We start from the raw sequence: 23,482 nt of genomic DNA, 5'->3' as shown, positions 1-23,482 counted from the left end.
CTTGCCCATTCCGGGGGCCGCCCCGATCGGGGAGCTAACGCAGGGCGGCCCGCATGCTAAATCCCGGGCCATGAAAAGACTTCTTCGAAAACTCTTCCTTCTGGGCCTCTTGGCGGCGGGGGCCGTGGTGGCCTATGGCGCCAGCGGCTTCCTTGCCGCGCGGTCCGAGGCGCTGGCGCTGCGGGACCGGGCCGATGCGCTGATCGCCGCCGAGCAGGGCGGGGCCGCGCTGGGCCCCGGACGTCAGGCGCAGCTGCTCGAGGTGCAGGACCCCGGCTTCCTGCGTCACGGCGGGGTGGACCTGATCTCGCCCGGGGCGGGGGCCACGACGATCACGCAGGCGCTGGCACAGCGGCTGGACGCGGGCCCGCTCCCGCCCGAGATCGACCGCATCCGCCAGACCGGCTTTGCCTTCGGGCTGGAGACCCGGCTGGAGAAGGCGCAGATCCTCGCACTCTGGCTCGACGAGGCCGAGATGGGCCGCGGCCCCGAGGGCATGATGACCGGCTTCTTCGACACCGCGCGCACGGTCTATGGCAAGCCGCCGCAGGAGCTGACGGAGGAGCAGTACCTCTCGCTCGTCGCGGTGCTGATCGCCCCGGGGCGCTACAGCCTGCAGGCCCCCGGCCCGGCGCTGGAGGAACGGCGCGACCGGATCGCCCTGCTGGTCTCGGGCAAGTGCCGCCCCGCGGGCCATGACGATGTCTGGCTGGAAGGCTGCGACCAGTCCTGAGCTGGTCCTGAACCGGCCCCGAGGCCTGCCCAGGCCTCCGGGGCCGCGGCAGGCCCTAGCGCAGGAAGCTGCGGAACCGGCCCAGCGCGAGGGCGAAGAGCGCCACGGTGATCACCGCCATCGCCACCAGCTGCGGCCAGACCTCCGCCAGACCCGCGCCGCGGAACAGCACCGCCTGCGAGAGCGAGACGAAATGCGGGTTCGGCGTGAACTGCATGACGAAGCGCACCGCGGCGGGCATGTTCTCGGCCGGGGTCATCCCGCCGGAGAGCACCTGAAGCGGCAGCAGCACCAGCATCAGCAACAGCCCGAACTGCGGCATCGACCCGGCCATGGTGGCAAGGAAGATGCCCATGCAGGTCGAGGCGAAGAGCATCAGCAGCGTCCCGGCAAGGAACAGCCAGACCGAGCCGATGATCGGCACCCCCAGCAGCAGCTGCACCACCACGAGGATCGCCACCGCGGCCCCCACCAGCACCACCGCGGCCATGGCCCAGATCTTGGCCAGCATGATCTCGATCGGGCGCACGGGCATGACCAGCAGGTGCTCCACCGTGCCGTGCTCCCGCTCGCGGATCAGCGCCGCGCCGGTGAGGATGATCGACAGCATGGTGATCGAGAGGATCACGCTCTGGATCGAGCCGAACCAGCCGGCGTCCAGCGTCGGGTTGAAGCGGCTGCGGATCACGATCTCCACCGGGGAACTGCTGGCGGTGCGGGTGTGGTTCAGGAACTCCGTCACCTCCGACGTCACGATCTGCTGCACGTAGGAGGTGCCGGTAAAGGCCTGCGTCATCCGTGTCGCATCAACATTGAGCTGGATGTCCGGCGTCTTGCCGGCCAGCAGGTCGGCCTGGAACCCGGCTGGGATCACGAGAGAGAAGGTATCGAGCCCGGCATCCATCCGCGCGTCCATCTCGGCCGCGTCGATCAGCCGGGGGGCGACGAAGTAGGGCGGATAGAAGGCCGAGACGATCATCGTCGAGGCCTGCGAGCGGTCCTCGTCCACCACGGCGATGGGGGCGGCGTTCAGGGTCTCGGGCTGGGCCTTGGCGGTGGTGTAGATGTCGAGGGTGAAGGAATAGAGGATCAGGATCACCAGCACCGTCTCCTGGAAGAGGCCGCTGAGTTCCTTCAGCCCGAGGTGATAGACATGGCGCCAGTTCATCGGGCTATTTCTCCTGCTTGCGCAGCATCAGCGCGCCGATCAGCAGCAGCACCGGCACCGAGGCCAGGAGCGGCCAGAAGGCCTCGCCCAGATCCCGCAGGCCAAGCCCCTTGGAGAAGGTGCCCCGCGCGATCGTGACGTAGTGGGTCATCGGGTAGACCTCGCCCACCACGCGGCCGAAGCCTTCGAGCGAGGTCACCGGGTCCAGCAGGCCGGAATACATCGTGCCGGGGATCATGGTGATCATCGCCGTGGCAAAGATCGCCGCGATCTGGCTGGAGAGGAAGGAGGAGATCACGAGGCCCATGCCGGTGGAGGCGAGGGCATAGATCGCGGTCGCCACGATCAGCGCGGGCATCGAGCCGGTGAAGGGCACCCGGAAGACGAGGATCGTCACTGCCAGCAGGATGAAGAAGCTCATCAGGGTCAGCACAGCGTAGGGCAGCTGCTTGCCCAGCAGGAATTCCAGCCGGGTGACGGGGGTGACGTAGAAGTTGGTGATCGAGCCCAGCTCCTTCTCCCGCACCACCGACAGGGCCGAGAGCATGGCCGGGATCAGCAGCAGGAGCAGCGGCATGACGGCGGGCGCCATGGCGGTGAGCGAGTCCACGTTGGGATTGTAGCGGAACCGCATCTGCACGTCGAAGGCGCCGGTGGCCGCCGCCTCGCCGTAGGCCTCGCGCGCCCGCCGGGTCAGCCATGTGGCGTGCAGCCCCTCGACGTAGCCCTGTATGCTCTCGGTCAGCGCCGGGTTGGAGCCGTCCAGGAAGGCCGCGACCTGCACGTCCTCGCCCCGGGCCACACGGGCGGCGAAATCGGGCGGGATCTCGAGGCCGAAGGAGATCTCGTTGCGCTTCAGCCGGTCGTCCATGTCGGCGTAGCTGTCCAGCGGCGGCTGTTCGAGGAAGTAGGTCGAGCCGGCGAAATCGAGGATGTAATCCTCGCTGACCGTGGTCCGGTCGCGGTCGAGCACGGCGAACTTCACGTCCTCCACGTCCATGTTGATGCCATAGGCGATCACCAGCATCAGGATGACCGAGCCGAGCAGCGCCATGGTCGCGCGGATCGGGTCGCGCTGAAGCTGAAGCGCCTCCAGAACGGAATAGCTGAACATCCGCCGGAGCGAGAAGCCGCGCCGCGGGGCGGGCGCCTCCTCGGCCACGGGGGCGGCGGGTTCGGGGGCGGTCTCGGGCGTGCCGATGGCCTCTTCGAGGTAGGCGATGAAGGCGTCTTCCAGCGTGGCGCTGCCGCGGGTCTCGATGATCGCCTCCGCCGTGTCGCTGACCAGAACCTTGCCCGCATGCATGAGCGAGATCCGGTCGCAGAGCAGGGCCTCGTTCATGAAGTGGGTCGAGACGAAGATCGTCACCCCGTCCTGCCGCGACAGGTCCGAGAGGATCTGCCAGAATTCGTCGCGCGCCACCGGGTCCACGCCCGAGGTCGGCTCGTCGAGGATCAGGATCTCGGGCCCGTGGATCATTGCCACGGCAAGCGACAGCCGCTGACGGATGCCGAGGGGCAGGGCGGCGGGACGCGTGTGCAACACGCCGGTCAGGCCGAACCTCTCGGCCATCTCCGTGACGCGGGGTGGGATTGCCGCCTCCGCCATGTCGAAGAGCCGGGCGTGCAGTTCTAGGTTCTGCTTCACCGTCAGCTCGGTATAGAGCGAGAAGGCCTGCGTCATGAAGCCGACCCGGCGGCGCACGTTCATGTCGCCCGGATCGACCGGCCCGCCAAAAAGACGCGCGGTGCCCTCCGAGGGCTCCAGCAGGCCGGTGAGCATCTTCATCGTCGTGGTCTTGCCGCAGCCGTTGGAGCCGAGGAAGCCGAAGATCTCGCCCTTGTGGATGCGGAAGGAGACATCGTGCACGGCAGTGAAATCGCCGAAGCGGCGGGTCAGGTGCTGCGCCTCGATGGCGATCTCGCCGTCCCGGTCCGGGTCGCGGGGCGGGATCTCGATCCTGTGGTGATCGCGCCGGGCATCCTCCGGCAGCAGGGCGATGAAGGCGCGGTCGAGGTCGGGCGCGCCTGTCTGCGCCAGAAGCTCCTCCGGCGTGCCGGTGTCCAGCACGCGCCCGCCGTTCATCGCCACCAGCCAGTCGAAGCGCTGGGCTTCCTCCATGTAGGCGGTGGCGACGATGACGCTCATCTGCGGGCGGGTCAGGCGGATGCGGTCGATCAGGTCCCAGAACTGGCGCCGTGACAACGGGTCCACCCCGGTGGTCGGCTCGTCGAGGATCAGGAAATCCGGATCGTGGATCAGCGCACAGCAGAGCCCCAGCTTCTGCTTCATGCCCCCCGAAAGCTTGCCCGCGGGCCGGTCCCCGAAGGGCGACATGCCGGTGGCGGCCAGCAGCTCCCGGATGCGGCGGGTGCGTTCGGCCGTGTCATGGCCGAAGAGCCGCCCGAAGAAGGCGAGGTTCTCGTTCACCGAGAGCGTGGGATAGAGGTTCTTGCCCAAGCCCTGCGGCATGTAGGCGATGCGGGGGCAGACCCGGTCGCGGTGGCGGGCGTTGGCGATATCGCCGCCCAGCACCTCGACATGGCCCGCCTGCATCCGCCTTGCGCCCGCAAGCAGGGACAGCAGGCTCGACTTGCCCTGGCCGTCCGGGCCGATCAGCCCGACCATGCGGCCCGCGGGGATGTCCAGCGTCACCGCGTCCAGCGCCTGCACCTTGCCATAGCGCAGGCTGACGCCTTCGATCCGCGCGACGGGCGCGGACATGTCGTCCGCGCGCGCCATCACTGACCTGCCGCGCGCGGTTCAGGCAGCTCCACCCGCGTAGTGGCGACCTCGGGCCAGTCCACGCCCGGCGATGTGCGGACATAGACCACGCCCGGCAGGCCGGTCTTCACGTAGGCCGTGTATTGCGCCAGAAGGGCGCGGTCGATCTGGGCGCGGACGCGGAACATCAGCTTGGTGCGCTCGTCCTGCGTCTCGACGCTGCGCGGGGTGAACTGGGCCACGTCCGCCACGAAGGAGATAGTCGCCGGGATCGCCACCAGCGGCGCGGCATCCAGCACGATGCGGGCCTCGTCGCCGATTTCCAGCCGCCCGGCCTGTTCGGTGGGCAGGAAGAAGGTCATGTAGACGTCGTTCAGGTCCACGAGGTTCAGCACCCGCCCGCCCGCGGCCACGATCTCGCCCGGGCGCGCCACGAGGTACTGCACCCGCCCGTCGATGGGCGAGGTCAGCGTGGCATCCTCCAGCGAGACATTGATCGCGTCGAGCGCGGCCTGCTGCGCCTCCACCGCGGCCTCGGCGTCGATGACGGCGGCCTGCGCGGCGCTGACACCGGCTTCGGCGGCGGCCTGCTGCGCCTCGGCGGCGGCCACGGCTGCCTCGGCCTGATGGGCCGCGGCGATGTTGTCTTCCAGCGTCTGCTGCGAAACCGTGTCGCTCAGCGCCAGCCTGCGGCTGCGGGCAAGGCGGCTGTCGGCGGCGGTCTTCGTGGCCTCGGCCTGCGCGACGGAGGCGACGGCGGCGCGGACCTGTGCCTCGGCCTGTTCGACATTGGTCTTGGCGGTCTCGACGCCCACCTTGGTGCGGCGCAGCGCGGCCTCGGCCTGATGCTTCTGGGCCTCCAGCTGATCGGTGTCCATCTGGACGAGCGGCGCGTCCTTCTCGACGTAGTCGCCCTCGGCCGGGAGGATCTCGCGGATGCGCCCGGCGGCGAGGGCCGAGATGTCCACCTCGGTCGCCTGGATGCGGCCGTTGCCGGTGGCGATGCCCTCGGGCAGCTTGTCGGCATTGACCGAGCGCAGGATGAAGAGGACCACGAGGGCCGCCGCGACCACCGCCGCCCCCCACAGGAGATTTCGACGCGTGTGTTTCATGACCGGCTCAACCCCGCACTGGTGACTCGCGCCGCCCGACGGGGCGGCCCTTGGGTCAAGAAAACCTGCCCCGACGGTGAACTGTCAAGTTCAGCGGTGCAGCATCCGGGGGACGAACCGTCGCATCCGACGCAGCGTTACGCCACCGTAGGAGGGTATTGGGGTCCGGAAATCAGAGGGTTATCCGGGCGGCAGCTTTTCGCTGGACCTGACGGGGCGCCGCCGCGGTGCAGCGACGCCCGGGTCTCAGGTGTCCTCGGCGAGGAAGCCGCCCGACTGGCGCGCCCAGAGGGAGGCATAGATGCCCTCCTTCGCCAGCAGCTCGGCATGGGTGCCGTCCTCGACCACGCGGCCCGCGTCCAGAACGACGATCCGGTCCATCTGCGCGATGGTGGAGAGCCGGTGCGCGATGGCGATCACCGTCTTGCCCTCCATCACGCCATAGAGCGTCTGCTGGATCGCGGCTTCCACCTCGCTGTCCAGCGCCGAGGTCGCCTCGTCGAGGATCAGCACGGGGGCATCCTTCAGGATCACCCGCGCGATGGCGATCCGCTGACGCTGCCCACCCGAGAGCTTCACCCCGCGCTCGCCCACATGGGCGTCATAGCCGCGGCGGCCCTGCGGGTCCTCCAGCGTCCGGATGAAGTCATCTGCCTCGGCGCGCTGCGCGGCGGTGATCATCTGCGCCTCGGTCGCCTCGGGGCGGCCGTAGAGGATGTTCGCCCGGACCGAGCGGTGCAGCAGCGAGCTGTCCTGCGTGACCATGCCGATCTGCGCGCGCAGGCTGTCCTGCGTCACCGCGCCTACCTCCTGGCCGTCGATCAGGATGCGGCCCTTCTCGGCATCGCGGAAGCGCAGCAGCAGGGTCACGAGGCTCGACTTGCCCGCGCCGGAGCGCCCGATCAGGCCGACCTTCTGGCCCGCGGGAATCGTCAGGTTGATGGCGTTCAGCCCGCCCTTGCCCTTGCCGTAGTGGTGGCTGACACCCTCGAAGCGGATCTCGCCCCGGTCCACCCGCAGGGCAGGCGCGCCGGGCCGGTCGACCACTGCCGGTTCCTGCGCGATGGAGCGCAGCCCCTCGCGGATGACGCCCGCATGTTCGAAGAGCCGGATCGTGATCCACATCAGCCAGCCCGACATGCCGTTGATCCGGATCGTCAGCGCCAGCGCCGCCGAGACCTGCCCGACGGAGGCCGTCTCATTGGCCCAGAGCACCACGGCAGGTGCCACGACCGAGACGATCAGCAGCCCGTTGAGCACGTTCAGGCCGAACTGCATCTCGGTCATCAGGCGCATGAAACGCTGGAACCGCAGCCGCAGGCGTTTCATGGCGGAGAGGGCATAGGCCTCTTCCCGCGCGCCATGGGCGAAGAGCTTGACTGTCTCGATGTTGGAATAGGCGTCCACCACGCGCCCCGTCGCCAGCGAGCGCGCGTCCGAAAGCCGTTCGGAAGCATCCGAGACCCGCGTCGCGATCCAGCGCACGTAGGCGATGTAGAGCACGACCCAGAGCGCCAGCGGCGCCATCAGAAGCGGGTGGATCTGGCTGAGGATCAGCAGTGCGCCGAGGATATAGGCCGCGCCGTACCAGAGCCCCTCGAAGGCGATGAAGATGCTGTCCTCCACCGCCGGGCCCATCTGCATGACCCGGTTCGACAGCCGTCCGGCAAAGTCGTTCTGGAAGAAGCCGGTGGATTGCCCCAGCAGGTGCCGGTGGGCCCGCCAGCGGGCCTGCTCCGACAGGTTGGAGGACAGTGTCTGGCCGAGGAAGGCCGCGTTCAGCGCGATCAGTAGCGGGCGGATGAAGAGCACCGCGAGGGCGGCGGCGACAAGCTCGGGCCAGTGACCGGCCCAGAAGGCGGCGGGGCCCTCGGCGGTCATCAGGTCGATCAGGCGGCCGCCGTAGTAGGTGAGCCACGTCTCGGCCAGCGCCACGATGATGCCTGCCGCGCCGATGACCGGCAGCAGCCGGTGGTAGGGCTTCAGGTGGGTCTTGATATAGGGCCAGATCCGGTCCGGTGGCGTGTCACGGCCAGCGTCGGCAAAGGGATCCACGAGGTTTTCGAAGAAGCGGTACATGGGGCCCTCCATGGGGCGGGGAAAGACGTGCGAATGGAAATGCGGCGGGCGCGTGGCCAGCCTTCAAGGACCGGCGTCTCAGGCGCGGAAACAGGTCCTTGGGTCATTCATTCGCGGCTCTCCTTCATGTCCGTGATCGTGCTGTAGCCGAGGGGTCTGGCCCTGCCAAGCCTTCTGTTGTGCATTGGCGGACAGAGGGCGAAGGATCGCCGGTAGATGTGCACGGAAGCGGCACATGGGGGCGGGGGACCTGTCGTGACGGAGGACCTCTCCCCCAAGCCGACAGCAAGGCTTTGCATCTTCTGAGACATGAAGAGGACAGTCTCCGTTCCCTCCGGATGTCCCGCCCGGCCGACAGGCCGGGCAGCGCCGACCCGCCTCCATGGGGCGGCGCTCCTGCGCCACCCCGCGGGCCGGCGCTGCCCTACGCGATTGCCGGAGAGTGTGGCGGCGGCGGACCTCAGGCCGCACTCAGTCTTGCATAGCGCCCCGCCGCCTGAGCCAGTTCCTCGTGGCTGCCCAGTTCGACGATCCGCCCCTGTTCCATGACCGCGATCCGGTCGGCGTTGCGGATCGTGCCCAGACGGTGCGCGATCACCAGCGTCGTACGCCCGACCGAGAGCGCCTCCAGCGCCGCCTGAATCTGGCGCTCGGTCTCGGTGTCCAGCGCCGAAGTCGCCTCGTCGAGGATCAGCACCGGCGGGTTCTTGAGGAAGGCCCGGGCGATCGCCACCCGCTGCTTCTGGCCACCTGACAGCATCACGCCGCGTTCGCCCACGACGGTATCGAGCCCCTCGGGCAGGCCCTCGATCAGGTCGGCCAGCTGGGCCTTGGCGGCGGCGTCGAGGATCTCGGCCTCGGTACAGCCGAGACGGCCATAGGCGATGTTCTCGCGCAGGGTGCCGCCAAAGAGGAAGACATCCTGCGACACGAGGCCGATCTGCTGGCGCAGGCTTTGCAGGGTCATCTCGCGCAGCGGCACGCCGTCGATGCGGATCTCGCCCGAGGTGGGTTCGTAGAACCGGGGCACCAGTGCCAGCAACGTGGTCTTGCCCGCGCCCGAGGGGCCGACGAAGGCCATGGTCTCGCCGGGTGCCACGTCGAGCGAGATGCCCTTGAGCACCGGACGACCGTCGCCGTAATCGAAGCCGAGGTCATCGAAGGTCACCCGCCCGGTGAAGGCCGGCGCGGGCTGCGCGCCGGGGGCGTCGGCGATGTCGGGGGCGGTGTCCAGCAGCTCCTGATAGCGGCGGAAGCCCGCGATGCCGCGGGGATAGGTCTCGATCACCGCGGCGATCTTGTCGAGCGGGCGGAAGAAGACGTTCACCAGCAGCAGGAAGGCCACGAAGCCGCCCGTGGTCAGCTCGCCGCGCAGCACGAAGACCGCGCCCGCGACCATAACCACCACCTGGATGAAGCGCATGCCCATGTAGTTCAGCGCCGAGGAGGCAGCCATGACCTTGTAGGCGGCCAGCTTGGTGTCGCGGTACTTCTCGTTGTCTTTGGCGAAGAGCTTGCGCTCGTGGTCCTCGTTGGCAAAGGCCTGCACCACGCGCATGCCGCCCACGTTCTCTTCCAGCCGGACGTTGAAATCGGCAACACGGGCATAGATCGCGCGCCATGTCGACGTCATCCGCCCGCCGTAGACCGTGACGATGGCCACGCAGGCGGGCACGATCGCGGCGGTGATGAAGGCCAGCTCGGGGTTGATCGTCAGCATCAGGAGGAAGGCGCCGACGAAGGTCATCACCGCGATGAACAGATCCTCGGGCCCGTGGTGGGCGACCTCGCCGATCTCCTCGAGGTCGCGGGTCACGCGGGCCACCAGCTTGCCGGTGCGGACCTTGTCGAAATAGGAGAAGGACAGCCGCTGCAGGTGGTCGAAGGCGCGGCGGCGCATCTCGGTCTCGATGTTGATGCCCAGCATGTGACCCCAGTAGATCACGATGGCCATCAGCCCGGTGTTGAAGACGTAGACCGCCAGCAGGCCCACGGCGGCCAGCACCGTCATGGCGATGTCGCCACTGGGCAGCAGCCGGTCGATGAAGGCCTGAATCGCGAGAGGGAAGGCCAGTTCCAGCAGGCCGGAGGCGACGGCGCAGCCGAAGTCGACCCAGAACAGGGTGCGCCACGGGCGGTAGTAATCGAAGAATTGTCGCAGCATGGGGGCTCGTGCAGCAGGGCCCGGTGCCGACGGGTGCGGGCGAGGTTGAGGGATGCCCTCGGCCCTAGCACCGGCCCGCGGTCTTGGCGAGAGCCGAGGCACACGGAAGCCGCCCGGTTCTGCGCGGGGGCGCACGGCTGTCAGTTAATGCGTCAGATCATGCGGCGCAGCAGCCCGAGAAGCTGGCGCTTGCGCGGAGTCACCGGCGGCTCCATCAGGCGGCCCGCGTTCAGGCGCGGCTGGATCATCACCGGTTTCATGTGGCTGAAGGTCTCGAAGCCCGCATCGCCGTGGTAGGCACCCTGACCGGAGGGGCCGATGCCGCCGAAGGGCAGCGTGTCAAAGGCCACGTGCAGCACGGTGTCGTTCACCGTCACCCCGCCCGAGCGGCTCTGCGCCAGCCAGAGGTCGATCTCCTCGCGCCGGGTGCCGAAGACGTAGAGCGCCAGCGGCGCATCCCGGGCCGCGACGAAGGTCAGCGCCTCCTCGGGCGTGTCATAGGGCACCACCGGGAGCAGCGGGCCGAAGATCTCCTCGCGCATGATCTGGAGACCGGGGTGGGGATCGACGACGATGGTGGGCGGGAACTTGTGCTGCTGCGCCGGGATCGCATCCGAGGGCAGGCGGATCACCTCGGCCCCCGAGGTCTCGGCCTCGTGCAGCATGCTGCGCAGCCGGTCCCGGTGCCGCGGCGTGATGATGGCGGCGAGGTCGGGGCTCGCCGCGCCCTCGGGATAGAGCGCGAGGAAGGCCGCCTCCAGCCGCCGTACGAAGCGCGCCATCTGCGGCCGGGGCACCAGCACGTAATCGGGCGCGACGCAGACCTGCCCGGCATTCACGCCCTTGCCCCATGCGATCCGCCGCGCCGCCCGGTCGAGATCGGCGGAGGGCGTCAGCACGGCGGGCGACTTGCCCCCCAGTTCCAGCGTGACGGGCGTCATGTTGCGGGCGGCGGCCTCGGCCACCTTGCGGCCCACGGCGGTGGAGCCGGTATAGAGCAGGTGATCGAAGGGCAGGGTGGTGAAGGCGGCGGCCTCCTCCGGCCCGCCCTGCAGGACGCAGACCTCCTCGGGGGGGAAATGCGTGGCGATCGCCGCCTCCAGCGCGGCCGCGGTCTGCGGGGTCAGCTCCGAGGGTTTGACCATCGCCCTGTTGCCCGCCGCGAGAGCGGCGGCCAGCGGGGCCACGGCGAGGTAGACCGGGAAATTCCACGGCGCGAGGATGCCCACCACCCCGAGAGGCTGGGGCATCAGCCGCCCGCGCGCGGGCATCAGGTGCAGCGGCGCCCGCACCTGCCGTGGCCGCATCCAGCGCCCGAGGTTGCGTCGCGCGTGCCGTATCTCGCGCAGCGAGAGGGTGATGTCGAAAAGCTCGCAGTCGGCGGCGGGCCGGTAGGAAAAATCGCGGCTCATGGCGGCGATCAGCGCCGGGGCGGCCTCTGTCAGGGCGGTTTCGAGCCGGGTCAGACGGTCGGCGCGCAGGGCACGCGGCACCACGGGATCGGCCTGCGCTGCCGCGCGCTGGCTCGCAAAGATCGCCTCCATTACAGGGCGCGTGGCTGGTCGCAAGATCTGGTCCATGGGCACAAATCCGTCACGTGCAGTTGCAATGTCGTCTTGTCCCCTCGCGTTCAGCTTGTCAGCTTTGCCGCGCTGCGTCCAGTCGCACAGGGCGGAAAGGCGGGGAAAATCCGGCATGACGGATGGATGCCGCGGGGCAGGGCGGTCGGTCCGATGTGACGCGGTCGGGGCCGGCAGGCCCCGCGTGGCGCGGGCAGGCCAGCCCCTGCGCAGTCGCCGGGGCCGTCTGGGGAGGCCCGTGGAAGAGGGCCCGTGGAACAAGGCCGATGAATCAAGGCCGGTGGGGCTGGCCTGAGGTCAGGCGGCCTGTGCCGCGGCCAGCAGGCGATCCATCTCGGCGGGACCGCGGGCGACGATGCCTGTCGGGTTCAGCGCCTTGATCGAGTAGTAGCCCTGACGGATGTGGTCGAGGCTGACGGTGGAGGCCACGCCGGGGGTGTTCAGCATCCGCACCATGTGCCCGTGGAGCCCGGCATAATCCGCCAGTCGCCGCACGTTGCACTTGAAGATGCCGTGGTAGGCCGCGTCGAAGCGGATCGAGGTGACGAAGACGCGGATGTCGGCCTCGGTCAGCCTGTCGCCCAGCAGGAAGGGCCGCCCGTCGGAGAGCAGGTCTTCCAGCCGGTCCATCTCGGCGAAGAGCCCGTCGAGGGCTTCCTCGTAGGCCGCCTGGCTCGAGGCGAAGCCCGCCTTGTAGACGCCGTTGTTGTAGAGGTCGTAGGTCCGCGCGTTCAGCCTGTCGATGTCGCCGGCCAGATCGGCGGGGTAGAGCCGGTGATCGCTGTGCACCAGCCCCTCGAAGGCGGTGTCGAACATGCGCAGGATATCGGCGCTTTCGTTGTTTACCATCGTGCCGGTCTTCATGTCCCAGAGCACCGGAACCGTGGCTCGGCCGGTATAATGCGGATCGGCGTCGGTATAGAGCTGGTGCATGTAGGTCGCGCCAAGCTGCGGGTCCTCGTTGGCGCCGGGAAAGCCGCCGAATTTCCAGCCCTGATCGCTGAGCACCGGGTTCACGACGCTCACCGGGATGACGCCGTCGAGGCTTTTCAGCTTGCGGGCGATCAGCGTGCGCGAGGCCCAGGGGCAGATCAGCGCGACATAGAGCCGGTAGCGCCCGGCCTCGGCCTTGAAGCCGCCCGTGCCGGTCGGGCCGGCGCTGCCGTCCGGGGTGATCCAGTTGCGGAAGCTCGACACCTGCCGCACGAAACGGCCCTTGTCATCGGCCTTCTGCACGGGCTGCCAGTCAGCGGTCCATTTTCCATCGACGAGCATCTCAGGCCTCCTTTTTCTCGGTCAGGGTGAAGGTCAGGCCCCAGGGATCGGTGACCCCGGCATCCGCCGCTGTGCCGGCACGGGTGCGGATCTTCGCGATCTCCGCGCTGTCGCCGAGGATCTCGACGCCGCTCAGCCCGGCCATGCCCGGGGTCCGGGCCTTTGCGCCGCGGCTGTTCCAGATGTTGGTGGCAAGGTGGTGGTGATAGCCGCCCGAGCCGTAGAAGAGCGCGCCCGGGTAGTGGCTGGACACCGGGAAGCCCAGCGTCCCGGCATAGAAGCTTTCGGCCTCGGCGAGGGTGCCGGTCTGCAGGTGGACGTGGCCCACCACGGTGCCTTCGGGCGCGCCGGTCCAGCCTTTGCGGGCCGAGGACGCGAGGCTTTGCACATCCAGCGGATCGGTGGACATCTCCACCTCGCCGCCGTTCAGGATCCACTGGCTGCGGGGCCGGTCGATGTAGATCTCGACGCCGTTGCCTTCCGGATCGCCGAGGTAGATCGCCTCTGAGACAAGGTGATCGGCGGTGCCCTGCACGGGGAAGCGCTTCTCGACCACGTATTGCACCCATGCGCCGAGGTCGGCGCGCTGCGGCAGCAGGAAGGCGGTGTGGAAGAGACCGGCCTCGCGCGGGGAATTCGGCCTGGCGGCCTTGTCCTGCCGCAGGTCCAGCAGCACGGTGTCGCCCGCGCCGTAGAGGGCCTGCTCGCCGTCGCCGGAGAGCCGTTCGAGGCCCAGCACGTCGGCGTAGAAGCGGCCGACCTTCTTCAGGTCGCGGACGGTCAGCGTCACGCGGCCGATTTCAAGCGGTGCGGTAGCGGTGGACATCTCGGGTCTCCTCGAAAAGGCGGGTGCCGGGCGATGGCCCGGACACCCTGTCATACTCTGCCCCGGTTGAGGGGCCTTTCGTTGAAGCTTTGCCAGCCCTGTCGCGGTGTCAGGCTGTGGGCAGCGTCGGCTTGAGCGCCTTGGCCCCGTCGCCGATCAGCGCGATGGCCAGCTGAACGAGGCCCCACATCACCGGGTATTCCCAGCCGCCGTTCTCGTTCGCCCAGCCGAAGCCGTTGGGCAGGTGGGCGGTGATGGCCGCGCCGAAGAGCACGAAGGCCAGCACGAAGGAAACGGCGCGGGCATAGAGGCCGAGGATCAGGGCCACGCCGCCGGCGATCTCGAGGATCATGGTGACGATGCCGAGCCAGCCGGGCAGGCCGAGCGACTGAAAGAAGCCCATCGTGCCGGCGGGGGTGAAGACCAGCAGCTTGGTCAGGCCATGGACGAGGAAGAGCACACCGGTGGTGATGCGCAGGAGGAGGATGCCGTAGGGGGCGAGCTTGGTATCGATCATGGGTCTCTCCTTGGGACGGCCGCCGCGCGGCCCGGTCCGGATCGGGGTCAGTCTGGCACCGGCCGCAGGGCCCGTGCCTTTGAGGGCAATATGCGCCTTGCTCTTTCCCAACGAAATGGAGAATGTGTGGAATAACTTCCCATGAGGTGTTCCGAATAGCATGGATATCAGCGATCAGGTGCGGGCCTTCGTGGCCACCGTTCAAACCGGCTCCTTCACCGGGGCGGCAGAGCGGATGGGCATCTCCAACCGGCTGACCTCCAAGTACGTGGCCGAGCTGGAGCAGAGGCTGGGCGTTCGGCTGCTGCAACGCACCACCCGCAAGGTCGGGCTGACGCCCGCCGGCGAGCAGCTGATGGCCCGCGCACCGGCCTGGCTGGAGGAGATGGAGGAGATGCTGGGCGCGGTCTCGGAGGAGACGCGGGGCTTTTCCGGTACGCTGCGGATCTCTGCCCCCGTGACCTTCGGAGAGGTATTCGTCACCGACCTGCTGCGCCAGTTCTCTGCCCCGCACCCGGAGCTGCGGATCGACCTGCGGCTGTCAGATGCCTTTGTCGACCTCGCCTCGGCCGGGATCGACCTCGCCTTCCGGGTCGGCACGCCGACGGCGACCTCGGTCGTGGCGCGCAAGCTGGGGGAGATCCGCTCCGTCATGGCGGCGGCGCCGGCCTATCTCGCGCGGCAGGGCCGGCCGTGGCAGCCCGGGGACCTGCGTGACCATGCCTGCATCCTCGACACCAACCGGCGCAGCGGCACGCATTGGACCCTGCACCCGAAGGGCCAGCCGGAGGCGCCCGTCTCCGTCGAGGTGCCGGGCCGCTTCATGGTGAACAGCGCCCGCATCGCCCGCGATCTCGCGGTCTGCGGCGAGGGCATCGTCTTTGCGCCGGAGTTCATCCTGCGCGACGACCTGAGGGAGGGGCGGCTGGTGCCCCTGCTGGAGGAGTACGACTCGCCCACATCGCCCCTCAGCGCGGTCTATCTTGAGGGCGCGCGCCTGCCGCGCAAGGTCCGGGCCCTGATCGATTTTTCGGTCAGCTACGCCCGCGAGCGGCTTTGACCGGGGCAGGGCAGGCGGGCCACGTCCCGGTTCCGGGTGGCTTGCGAGAAAATATCCGTCCAGACGCATTTTTCGGGGAACCGGATCGAACCTGCGGCGTTTACGCGGGAGTGCCCCACCAGAAGGGCCTTCGACAGCTGGAGCGTAAGATTTGATCACCCCCCGACGGCGCGCCCCCCGCAAAGAGGCCGCCAACCTGCGAGACGCGCTGCGCCTGCACACCACGGATGTTCACGAGGCGCTCGATGCGCGCCTCTCGACGCTCGACCTGACGTCCCCCGAGGGGCGCCGCCTTTTTTCCCGAATTCAGCTGCGCGCCTACCTGGGCCTTGCTGCCGCCTGTCAGGGCGAGGCGGCCGAGGCCACGGCGCAGCTCTCTCTCGTGATCGACGCGCTTCAGGCCGACCTGGGACGCGACGCCTGCGCCATGTCCCCGCCGCTGCTGCGCCCGGCGCTCTGCCCCGATGCGGTGGCCTATGTCACGCTGGGCTCGCAGCTGGGGCTCGCCGTTCTGCGCCGGGGCGTGCCCGAGGAGGACCGCGCCGGTCTCTTCGCGCTGACGCCTGACACCGTGGCCTGGCGGGCCTTCTGCGAACGGATGCGCGACACCTCCCCCGAGGGTCCCGCCGCCGAACAGGTTCTGGACGACGCCATCGGCGCCTTCCGGGTTTTCGACGAGGCAACCCGCGTCGAGCTTCTCTCCCATAGCGAAAAGATCCAGCGACCGATTTCATGACGGACCCCTTCATCTCGACCGACACGCCCGTGGATCTGACGAACTGCGACCGGGAGCCGATCCACATCCTCGGCAACGTCCAGAGCTTCGGCGCCCTGATCGCCATCTCCGCCGACTGGATCGTGCGCCACGTCTCTGCCAACAGCGCCGAGGTGCTGGGCTTTACGCCGGAGGAGATCATCGGCCGGCCGCTCGGGGACTTCCTGCCGCGCGCCACGCTCGCCCGCCTGCGCGAGAAGCTGAGCGGCGCCTCCCACGAGCATTCCATCGGGCGGATCTTCGGCTTCGATGTTTTCGAGAACGGGACCTACTACGACATCAGCGCGCATCAGTCCGGCCTGAGCTTCATCTTCGAGTTCGAGGCCAAGTCGCGCGGCAACGATCATGACGAACTGGCCATGGTCACCCCGATGCTGAAGCGGGTCGCGGCACAGACGGACCTGCAGAGCGGGGCCGAGGTCGCGGCGGAGCAGCTGCGCGAGCTGACCGGCTTCGACCGGGTCATGGTGTACCAGTTCGGCCCCGAAGGCGACGGCACGGTGATCGCCGAGGCCAAGGACAGTCAGGACAGCGAGAGCTACCTCGGGCTGCATTTCCCGGCCTCCGACATCCCCCGTCAGGCGCGCGCGCTCTACAAGCGCAGCCTGCTGCGGCTGATCTCGGACGTGGATGACACGGTGGCGCCGATCGTGCCGCAGGTCAGCCCCGAGGGCACGCCGCTGGACCTGTCGCTGGCGGTGACCCGTGCGGTCTCGCCCATCCACCTCGAATACCTGCGCAACATGAAGGTGCGGGCCTCGATGTCCGTCTCCATCGTGATCCGGGGCGAGCTCTGGGGGCTGATGGCCTGCCACCACCGCGCGCCACTCTACATCGACTACGAACGCCGCACCGCGATCGAGCTTCTGGCACAGTTCTACGCCTACGAGGTCGAGCGGCAGGAGAGCCGCGCCGCGAGCGAGACCGCGGGCAACGCCCAGAAGCTGCATGACCGGCTGATGATGCGCATGTCCTCGGGCGAGAGCCTCGGCGATGCCTTCCCGGCCATCGCGCGCGAGATCGGCAAGGTGATCCCCCATGACGGCATCGCGCTCTACAGCGACGGGGAATACATCGGCGAGGGCAAGATCCCCGAAAAGGCCGATTTCGAGGTCATCGCCCGGTTCCTGAACACCTCCGCCGCCTCGCGGGTCTATGCCACGGACAACCTGCTGGCACGGCTGCCGTCGATGGAGCACGTGGTGGACCGCTGTGCGGGCATCCTCGCGATCCCGGTGTCGCGCCGGCCGCGCGACTACATCGTTCTCTTCCGGACCGAGGTCGCGCAGCAGGTGAACTGGGCCGGCAACCCGAACAAGCCGGTCGAGGTCGGCGCCTTCGGCACACGGCTGACCCCGCGCAAGAGCTTCGAGCTCTGGCAGGAGGATGTGCGCAACCGGTCCGAGCAATGGTCGCCCGCCGCGCTGCGCGCCGCCGAGGCGATCCGCATCACGCTGCTGGAGGTCGTGCTGAAGCTGGCGGACGAGGTGAATGCCGAGCGCAAGCGCGCACAGGACCAGCAGGAACTGCTGATCGCCGAGCTGAACCACCGGGTGCGCAACGTTCTTGGCCTGATCCGCTCGCTGGTGGCGCAGTCGCGCAAGACGGCCACCTCGTTGCAGGAATTCACCGCCGCCGTCGACGGGCGCGTCCATGCGCTTGCGCAGGCCCATGACCAGCTGACCAACACCGAGTTCCGCCCCGTGGCCTTCCGCGAATTGCTGCGCGTGGAACTGGAGGCCTATATCGCGGGCGACGAGAGCCGGGTGGAAATCACCGGCCAGCCGATCCTTCTGGCGCCCGAGGCCTATGCCACCATGGCACTGGTGTTCCATGAGCTGGTGACCAACTCGGTCAAGTACGGCGCGCTGTCGGTGCCGACCGGTCTGGTGCGGGTGGACGTTGAGCAGAGCGGCGACGGCTTCTGGCAGATCCGCTGGAGCGAGAGCGGCGGCCCCGCCGTGCGCCCGCCGGAGCGGCGCGGCTTCGGCACCACGATCATCGAGAAGTCGATCCCCTTCGAACTGAACGGGCAGGCGAAGACCGATTTCGCGGTGACCGGCCTGCGGGCGGAGTTCGTCGTGCCCGAACGCTACATCACCGCCGAGCCGCGCCAGATCGAGGTGGGCGGCAGCGACCTGCAGGCCGCGCCCGCGCAGGATGCGCCGGACCGGCTGTCGGGGCTGGCGCTGGTGGTCGAGGACAACATGATCATTGCCATGGACGCGGCGGATATCCTCACCGACCTCGGGGCCGACCGGGTGCTGACCGCCTCCAGCGTCAACGAGGCGCTGCGGATGATCGAGGCCAACACGCTGTCCATCGCCGTGCTGGACGTGCACCTCGGCTCGGAGACGAGCCTGAATGTGGCCCGGAAGCTGGACGCGCGGAAGATCCCCTTCATCCTCGCCAGTGGCTACGGCAGCAGCTCGGACTCGCTGGGCCAGTATCCGCCGGCACCGGTGATCAACAAACCCTTCACGGTCGAGACACTGTCCCGCGCCGTGCTCAGGGTGCAGCAGGGCGCGACCGGCCCGGTGTAAGCGGCGCCTGATGTCTCTTCGGCTCTTGCCTGTCTGACGCCCGCCCCCGGGGCGGGCGCAGATCAGGCGCAAATCTGGCCGGGACCGGACGCGCCGCCGTGCCTCAGCGCCCCTTGCGGGCGTGGAAGATGAAGCCGAGGAAGTTCAGCAGCAGCTGTGCGGCAAGGATCTGCGTGCTCTCCGTCGGATCATAGGCCGGGGCGACCTCCACCAGGTCGATGCCCACCACGTCGCCCCGCTGCGCCAGCCCCTGCAGGATCTCCAGCACATCGTAATAGAGGAAGCCTCCGTGGCTCGGCGTGCCGGTGCCCGCGGCGATCGAGGGGCAGAAGGCGTCGATGTCGATGGTGACGTAGTAGCGCGCGCCCTCGGGGATGCGGGCCAGCACCGCCTCGGTCCCCAGCTTGCGGACCTGCCGGACGGAGAGGATGTCGGAACCCCGCGCCCGCGCATCCTCGTAGCCGTCCCGCGCGGTGGAGGAGACGTTGCGGATGCCCAGCTGGGTCATGCCCGAGACGTAGTCCTTCTCGATTGCGCGCCGCATCGGGTTGCCGTGGCCCGCCGTGACCCCGTGGCGGACATCCACGAAATCGAGATGCGCGTCGATCTGGATCACATGAACCGGGCCCTTGGCGGCGCAGTCGGCGGCAAAGGCCTCGACACAGGGGATGTTGATCGAATGATCGCCGCCGATGACCACCGGCAGGGCGCCGGCGGCGAGGATTTTCTCCACCCCCAGCCGGATGCCGGCATGGCTCTCCTCGGTCTTGGTGTGGATGATGTCGGCGTCCCCGATGTCCACGATCCGCACCGAGCCGTCGAGATAGGTGGCGTCATCCTCGTGGTCGTAGGCCCCCGCATGGCCGAAGCTGAAGAGGGTCGAGGCCTCGCGCACCGCGCGCGGGCCGAAGCGCGCCCCGGGCCGCCACTGGGTGCCGAAATCGAAGGGCGCGCCGAGCACCGCCACGTCGGCCTCGATCGCGTCCCAGTCCTGCACGTAGGGCGCCTTGGCGAAGGTCGAAATGCCCACGAAGGGCAGGTTCAGGCGCCCCGCGTCGTAGCTGTGTCCGGTCATGCTCTGATCCCCTCTCTCTCTGGTCGGGGCATTGAAGGGCAAAGTGCTGCCGATGCCAACCGTGGAGCGCAGGGCAAAAGAGGCCCCGTGGGGCCTCCTGCTGTCGTCGATGTCCGATCCCGGGGGCTCAGGTCATCCGGTCAGGTCCACGGCCCGGGTCGCCCCGTGCGCTTGCCGGAGCGCGGCACGCGGGTGGCAGAGGTGGCCGGGTCCTGTGGCCCCGGCGCGGGCGCGCGGGTGGCGCGGGCGGGCTGGCTGCCCATCTGCGCGGCCAGTTCCTTCAGCGCGGCCACCCGGTTCTCGGTCGCGGGGTGGGTCGAGAAGAGCTTGTCGCGCCCGCCGCCATGGAGCGGGTTGATGATGAACATGTGCGCCGTCGCCGGGTTCCGCTCGGCCGCGACGTTGTCGATCCGGGCCGCGCCCTGCTGGATATGGACCAGCGCCGAGGCCAGCCAGAGCGGGTTGCCGCAGATCTCGGCGCCCGCCTTGTCGGCGGCGTATTCGCGGGTCCGGCTGATCGCCATCTGCACCAGCGCCGCCGCGATCGGGGCGAGGAACATCATCGCCAGCGTGCCCAGCAGGCCCATCCGCTCGCGGCTGCCGCCGAAGAAGAGCGCGAAGTTTGCCAGCATCGAGATCGCACCGGCGAAGGTGGCCGTGACGGTCATGATCGCCGTGTCATGGTTGCGGATATGGGCCAGCTCGTGGGCGATGACGCCGGCCAGTTCCTCCCGCGGGAGCGAGCGCATCAGCCCGGCGGTCACCGCCACGGCGGCGTTGCTGGGGTTGCGCCCGGTGGCAAAGGCGTTGGGCTGTTCGGTGTTGATCAGGTAGACGGCGGGCATCGGCAGGCCCGCGTTCTGCGCCAGCTCCGCGACGAGGCTGTGCAGCCCCATCCGGTCATTCGGCGTCACCGGCTGCGCATTGTGCATGCGCAGCACCATCTTGTCGGAATTCCACCAGGTGAAGACGTTCATCAGCGCGGCCACGATCAGCGCGATCAGCGCGCCGCCCGAGCCTCCCATCAGGTAGCCAAGCCCCATGAAGAGGGCGGTCATCGCCGCCATCAAGAGGGCCGTCTTGAAATATCCCATCGTCAACCTCCGACACATCCGTTCCAGGGGGAACGCATAGAGATATAGGTGGGGTCCATCGACACACCAGAGGGTGATGCGGTTCTGCGGGCCAGCTGCGGGTGACGGCGCGGATATCGGGTTCGAGAGAGGCACCGGGGCAGGCCGGCACAGGCCGCACGGGCTGGTACAGGGGCGCCGCGGATCAGCGCCCCGCGACATTTCCCTTGGCGACCGAGACGGCCTTGAGCACGGCAAAGACCCTCTGTCCCGGCGCCAGCCCCAGCCCCTCGACCGAGCGGCGGGTGACGCGGGCCAGCAGGGCGGTCCGTCCCATCGACAGCTGCACCAGCGCCCCGGGTCCATCGCCCCGGCGGATCGCGCGGATCTCGACCTCCAGCAGGTTCAGCGCCGAGATATGCTCGGGCCGCCGTGTCGCCAGCATGACATCCGCCGCCTCGACATAGACCCGCAGGGTCTGGCCGGGCGCGGCGGAGACCCGGGGCAGCAGCAGGCGCTGGCCCTCGACGGACAACTCGCTGAGCCCGTCCGCATGATGCGCCACCACGCGGCTTTCCAGCAGCGCGCCCGCGGCATGGGCCCCCAGCGGAGTCACCTCCGGATCGCCCAGCACCTCCGCCGCGGCGCCCTGCCGGATCACCCGGCCGGCCTGCAGGACGACGACATGGGTGGCCAGCCGCGCCACCTCTGCCGCGGAATGGGAGACATAGAGGATCGGCGTCTCGACCTCGTCGCGCAGCCGCTCGAAGTAGGGCAGGATCTCGGCCTTGCGGGCCTCGTCGAGGGCGGCCAGCGGTTCATCCGCGAGGATCAGCTTCGGTGCGGCCAGCAGGGCCCGGCCGATGGCGACGCGGCTCTTCTCGCCCCCCGACAGGGCCCCGGGGCGGCGCGCCAGCAGCGGGCCGATGCCCAGCATCTCGACGACCCGCGCCTCGCTCTCGCGCTTGGCGCCCTTCGGCGCGAAGAAGCCGCCATAGCGCAGGTTCTGCTGCACGGTCAGGTGGGGGAAGAGCCGGCCTTCCTGAAAGATATAGCCCAGCCGACGGCGGTGCGGCGGCAGGAACCGCCCCGCGGCACTGTCGAGCAGCACCCAGTCATCGACCGCGATACGGCCCGTGTCGGGCCGCAGCAACCCGGCCACCGCGTTGACCAGCGTGGTCTTGCCCGAGCCGGAGCGCCCGAAGAGCACGGTCAGCCCCGGCGGGGCCTCGAAACCCACGTCGAGGGCGAAGCTGCCGAAATCGTGGCGGAGCGCGACCGAGAGCGTCATTGCCCCGCCACCCGTTTCGCCACCCGCCGCGCCAGCAGTTCCGAGGCCAGCAGCGCCGAGAGCGCCAGCACGACCGAGATCAGCACCAGCCGCAACGCCGCCCCCTCGCCCCCGGGCACCTGCAGGAAGGCATAGATTGCCGAGGGCAGGGTCTGGGTCTGGCCCGGGATGTTGGAGACGAAGGTGATCGTCGCGCCGAATTCCCCCATCGCCTTGGCAAAGGCGAGGATCGCGCCCGCGATGACGCCGGGCAGGATCATCGGCAGGGTGACGGTGGCAAAGACCCAGAGCCGCGGCGCGCCGAGGGTTGCGGCGGCCTCCTCCAGCTTGGGGTCCACCGCTTCGACCGAGAGGCGGATGGCGCGGACCATCAGCGGAAAGGCCATGATGCCAGCGGCCAGCGCGGCGCCCGTCCAGCGGAAGGCGAAGACGATGCCGACCTCCTGCAGGAGCCCGCCCACCGGGCCCCGGGTGCCGAAGGTGAGCAGCAGCAGGTAGCCGGTGACCACCGGCGGCAGGATCAGCGGCAGGTGGACGAGGCCGTTGAGCAGCTCGCGCCCCGGAAAACGCCAGCGGGCGAGGGCGTAGGCGGTGAACACGCCAAGCGGCAGGCTGACCAGCGTCGCCCAGAGGGAGACGCGCAGCGACAGGGCCACCGCGCTCCATTCCGCCGGGGACAGCGGCTGTGTCAGCCCGTCGAGCATTCAGTCTCCTGCCATGGTAAAGCCGAGGGCGGTGAAGACCGCCTCGGCCTCCGGTCCCTTGAGATAGTCGAGGAAGGCTTGGGCCGCGTCGCTGCCCGCGCCGAGGGTGGCGGCAGGATAGACGATCGGCGGGTGGCTGTCCGCCGGGAAGGTGCCGAGGACGCTGACCCCCGGATCGGCGGCGGCATCGGTGGCATAGACGATGCCCATGGGCGCCTCGCCGGTCGAGACGAGTGCGAGGGCCGCGCGCACGTTGTCGGCCTGCGCGACCGAGGGTGCGACGCCGTCCCAAAGCCCGAGGTGGTCTAGCGAGGCCTTGCCGTAGATGCCCGCGGGCACGGCATCGACCAGCGCCATGGCCAGCCGCCCGCCGTCCAGCCGCGCCGTCAGGTCGAGGGCGGGGGTGATCTCCACCGGGTCGGCCCCGGCGCCGTGGCCGATCAGCACGATGGCGTTTTCCAGCAGGTCGGTGCGGGTGCCCCCGGTCAGCAGGCCCTCGTCCTCCAGCGTGTCCATCCAGCTTTCATTGGCCGAGATGAAGACATCCGCCGGCGCGCCCTGCTGGATTTGCCGCGCCAGCGCGGAGGAGCCCGCCAGCGCCACGGTTGCCTCATGGCCTGTCGCCTCGGCGAAGGCGGGCGCGATCTTGTCCATGGCGTTCTTGAGGCTGGCCGCGGCGAAGACGGTGATCTGGTCGGCGGCCGCGGGCAGGGCGGGCAGCGCCAGCATCAGGCCAAGGGCGAGGGGACGGAGCGCGGACATGGGGGACCTCCACTGGGAAT

The 23,482-nt window shown here is 69.1% G+C and carries 18 protein-coding genes; 4 read left to right on the top strand and 14 right to left on the bottom strand.

What is annotated here, in order from left to right; genetic code table 11:
* The first annotated feature begins 70 nt into the window (after positions 1 to 70).
* Complete coding sequence (locus ACX9MO_RS05415) at positions 71 to 733, top strand: transglycosylase domain-containing protein (RefSeq protein WP_462213799.1); 663 nt, start codon at positions 71 to 73, stop codon at positions 731 to 733.
* A gap of 55 nt (positions 734 to 788) precedes the next feature.
* Here ACX9MO_RS05415 and ACX9MO_RS05410 read toward each other — a convergent pair whose 3' ends face one another.
* From ACX9MO_RS05410 to ACX9MO_RS05370, 9 genes are all read right to left on the bottom strand, one after another.
* The gene (locus ACX9MO_RS05410; protein ID WP_462213798.1) at positions 789 to 1,901 is read right to left on the bottom strand and encodes an ABC transporter permease; all 1,113 of its coding nucleotides are present in this window, start codon (positions 1,899 to 1,901) and stop codon (positions 789 to 791) included.
* Positions 1,902 to 1,905: 4 nt separating this feature from the next.
* The gene (gene rbbA, locus ACX9MO_RS05405) at positions 1,906 to 4,644 is read right to left on the bottom strand and encodes a ribosome-associated ATPase/putative transporter RbbA (RefSeq protein ID WP_462213797.1); all 2,739 of its coding nucleotides are present in this window, start codon (positions 4,642 to 4,644) and stop codon (positions 1,906 to 1,908) included.
* Positions 4,644 to 5,738 carry an HlyD family secretion protein gene (locus ACX9MO_RS05400; protein ID WP_462213796.1) on the bottom strand — a complete coding sequence of 365 codons (1,095 nt, stop codon included), beginning with the start codon at positions 5,736 to 5,738 and terminating at the stop codon, positions 4,644 to 4,646. Before ACX9MO_RS05400 ends, rbbA begins: the two co-directional genes overlap by 1 nt.
* A 246-nt stretch (positions 5,739 to 5,984) precedes the next feature.
* A complete protein-coding gene (locus tag ACX9MO_RS05395) occupies positions 5,985 to 7,817 on the bottom strand; it encodes an ABC transporter ATP-binding protein (protein ID WP_462213795.1) in 1,833 nt (610 codons plus the stop codon).
* Positions 7,818 to 8,277: 460 nt separating this feature from the next.
* Positions 8,278 to 9,981: an ABC transporter ATP-binding protein gene (locus tag ACX9MO_RS05390; RefSeq protein WP_462213794.1), complete on the bottom strand. Its 1,704-nt coding sequence runs from the start codon at positions 9,979 to 9,981 to the stop codon at positions 8,278 to 8,280.
* Positions 9,982 to 10,133: 152 nt separating this feature from the next.
* Positions 10,134 to 11,525, bottom strand: coding sequence for an aldehyde dehydrogenase family protein (locus tag ACX9MO_RS05385; RefSeq protein WP_462213793.1), 1,392 nt, complete (start codon positions 11,523 to 11,525; stop codon positions 10,134 to 10,136).
* Between the two features lie 333 nt (positions 11,526 to 11,858).
* Positions 11,859 to 12,836, bottom strand: a complete 978-nt coding sequence (locus ACX9MO_RS05380) for a glutathione S-transferase family protein (RefSeq protein ID WP_462213792.1) — start codon at positions 12,834 to 12,836, stop codon at positions 11,859 to 11,861.
* A gap of 1 nt (position 12,837) precedes the next feature.
* Positions 12,838 to 13,662: a VOC family protein gene (locus ACX9MO_RS05375; protein ID WP_462213791.1), complete on the bottom strand. Its 825-nt coding sequence runs from the start codon at positions 13,660 to 13,662 to the stop codon at positions 12,838 to 12,840.
* 109 nt (positions 13,663 to 13,771) lie between these two features.
* Positions 13,772 to 14,179, bottom strand: coding sequence for a DoxX family protein (locus ACX9MO_RS05370; RefSeq protein ID WP_222491556.1), 408 nt, complete (start codon positions 14,177 to 14,179; stop codon positions 13,772 to 13,774).
* A gap of 160 nt (positions 14,180 to 14,339) precedes the next feature.
* Here ACX9MO_RS05370 and ACX9MO_RS05365 point away from each other — a divergent pair, with 160 nt between their 5' ends.
* The 3 genes from ACX9MO_RS05365 (at position 14,340) to ACX9MO_RS05355 (ending at position 18,557) form a co-directional block, all read left to right on the top strand.
* A complete protein-coding gene (locus ACX9MO_RS05365) occupies positions 14,340 to 15,239 on the top strand; it encodes a LysR family transcriptional regulator (RefSeq protein WP_462213790.1) in 900 nt (299 codons plus the stop codon).
* Between the two features lie 151 nt (positions 15,240 to 15,390).
* A complete protein-coding gene (locus tag ACX9MO_RS05360) occupies positions 15,391 to 15,975 on the top strand; it encodes a heme oxygenase-like domain-containing protein (protein WP_462213789.1) in 585 nt (194 codons plus the stop codon).
* The gene (locus tag ACX9MO_RS05355) at positions 15,972 to 18,557 is read left to right on the top strand and encodes an HWE histidine kinase domain-containing protein (RefSeq protein WP_462213788.1); all 2,586 of its coding nucleotides are present in this window, start codon (positions 15,972 to 15,974) and stop codon (positions 18,555 to 18,557) included. Before ACX9MO_RS05360 ends, ACX9MO_RS05355 begins: the two co-directional genes overlap by 4 nt.
* Before the next feature lie 103 nt (positions 18,558 to 18,660).
* Here ACX9MO_RS05355 and ACX9MO_RS05350 read toward each other — a convergent pair whose 3' ends face one another.
* From ACX9MO_RS05350 to modA, 5 genes are all read right to left on the bottom strand, one after another.
* Positions 18,661 to 19,632 (bottom strand): agmatinase, encoded by a 972-nt coding sequence (locus tag ACX9MO_RS05350; protein ID WP_462213787.1) that lies wholly within the window; start codon positions 19,630 to 19,632, stop codon positions 18,661 to 18,663.
* A gap of 140 nt (positions 19,633 to 19,772) precedes the next feature.
* Entirely contained in the window at positions 19,773 to 20,726 is a 954-nt protein-coding gene (gene htpX, locus ACX9MO_RS05345) for a zinc metalloprotease HtpX (RefSeq protein WP_222491566.1), read from the bottom strand.
* Positions 20,727 to 20,910: 184 nt separating this feature from the next.
* Positions 20,911 to 21,996 (bottom strand): molybdenum ABC transporter ATP-binding protein, encoded by a 1,086-nt coding sequence (gene modC, locus ACX9MO_RS05340; protein ID WP_222491568.1) that lies wholly within the window; start codon positions 21,994 to 21,996, stop codon positions 20,911 to 20,913.
* Complete coding sequence (gene modB / locus ACX9MO_RS05335; RefSeq protein ID WP_222491570.1) at positions 21,993 to 22,700, bottom strand: molybdate ABC transporter permease subunit; 708 nt, start codon at positions 22,698 to 22,700, stop codon at positions 21,993 to 21,995. Before modB ends, modC begins: the two co-directional genes overlap by 4 nt.
* Positions 22,701 to 23,462 carry a molybdate ABC transporter substrate-binding protein gene (gene modA / locus ACX9MO_RS05330; protein ID WP_462213786.1) on the bottom strand — a complete coding sequence of 254 codons (762 nt, stop codon included), beginning with the start codon at positions 23,460 to 23,462 and terminating at the stop codon, positions 22,701 to 22,703. It abuts the gene before it with no gap.
* Positions 23,463 to 23,482 lie beyond the last annotated feature (20 nt).

The sequence above is a fragment of the Pseudooceanicola profundus genome, assembly GCF_054919315.1.
Note: the sequence above shows the minus strand (reverse complement) of the source record. Positions and strands in the feature narration are given on the sequence as shown.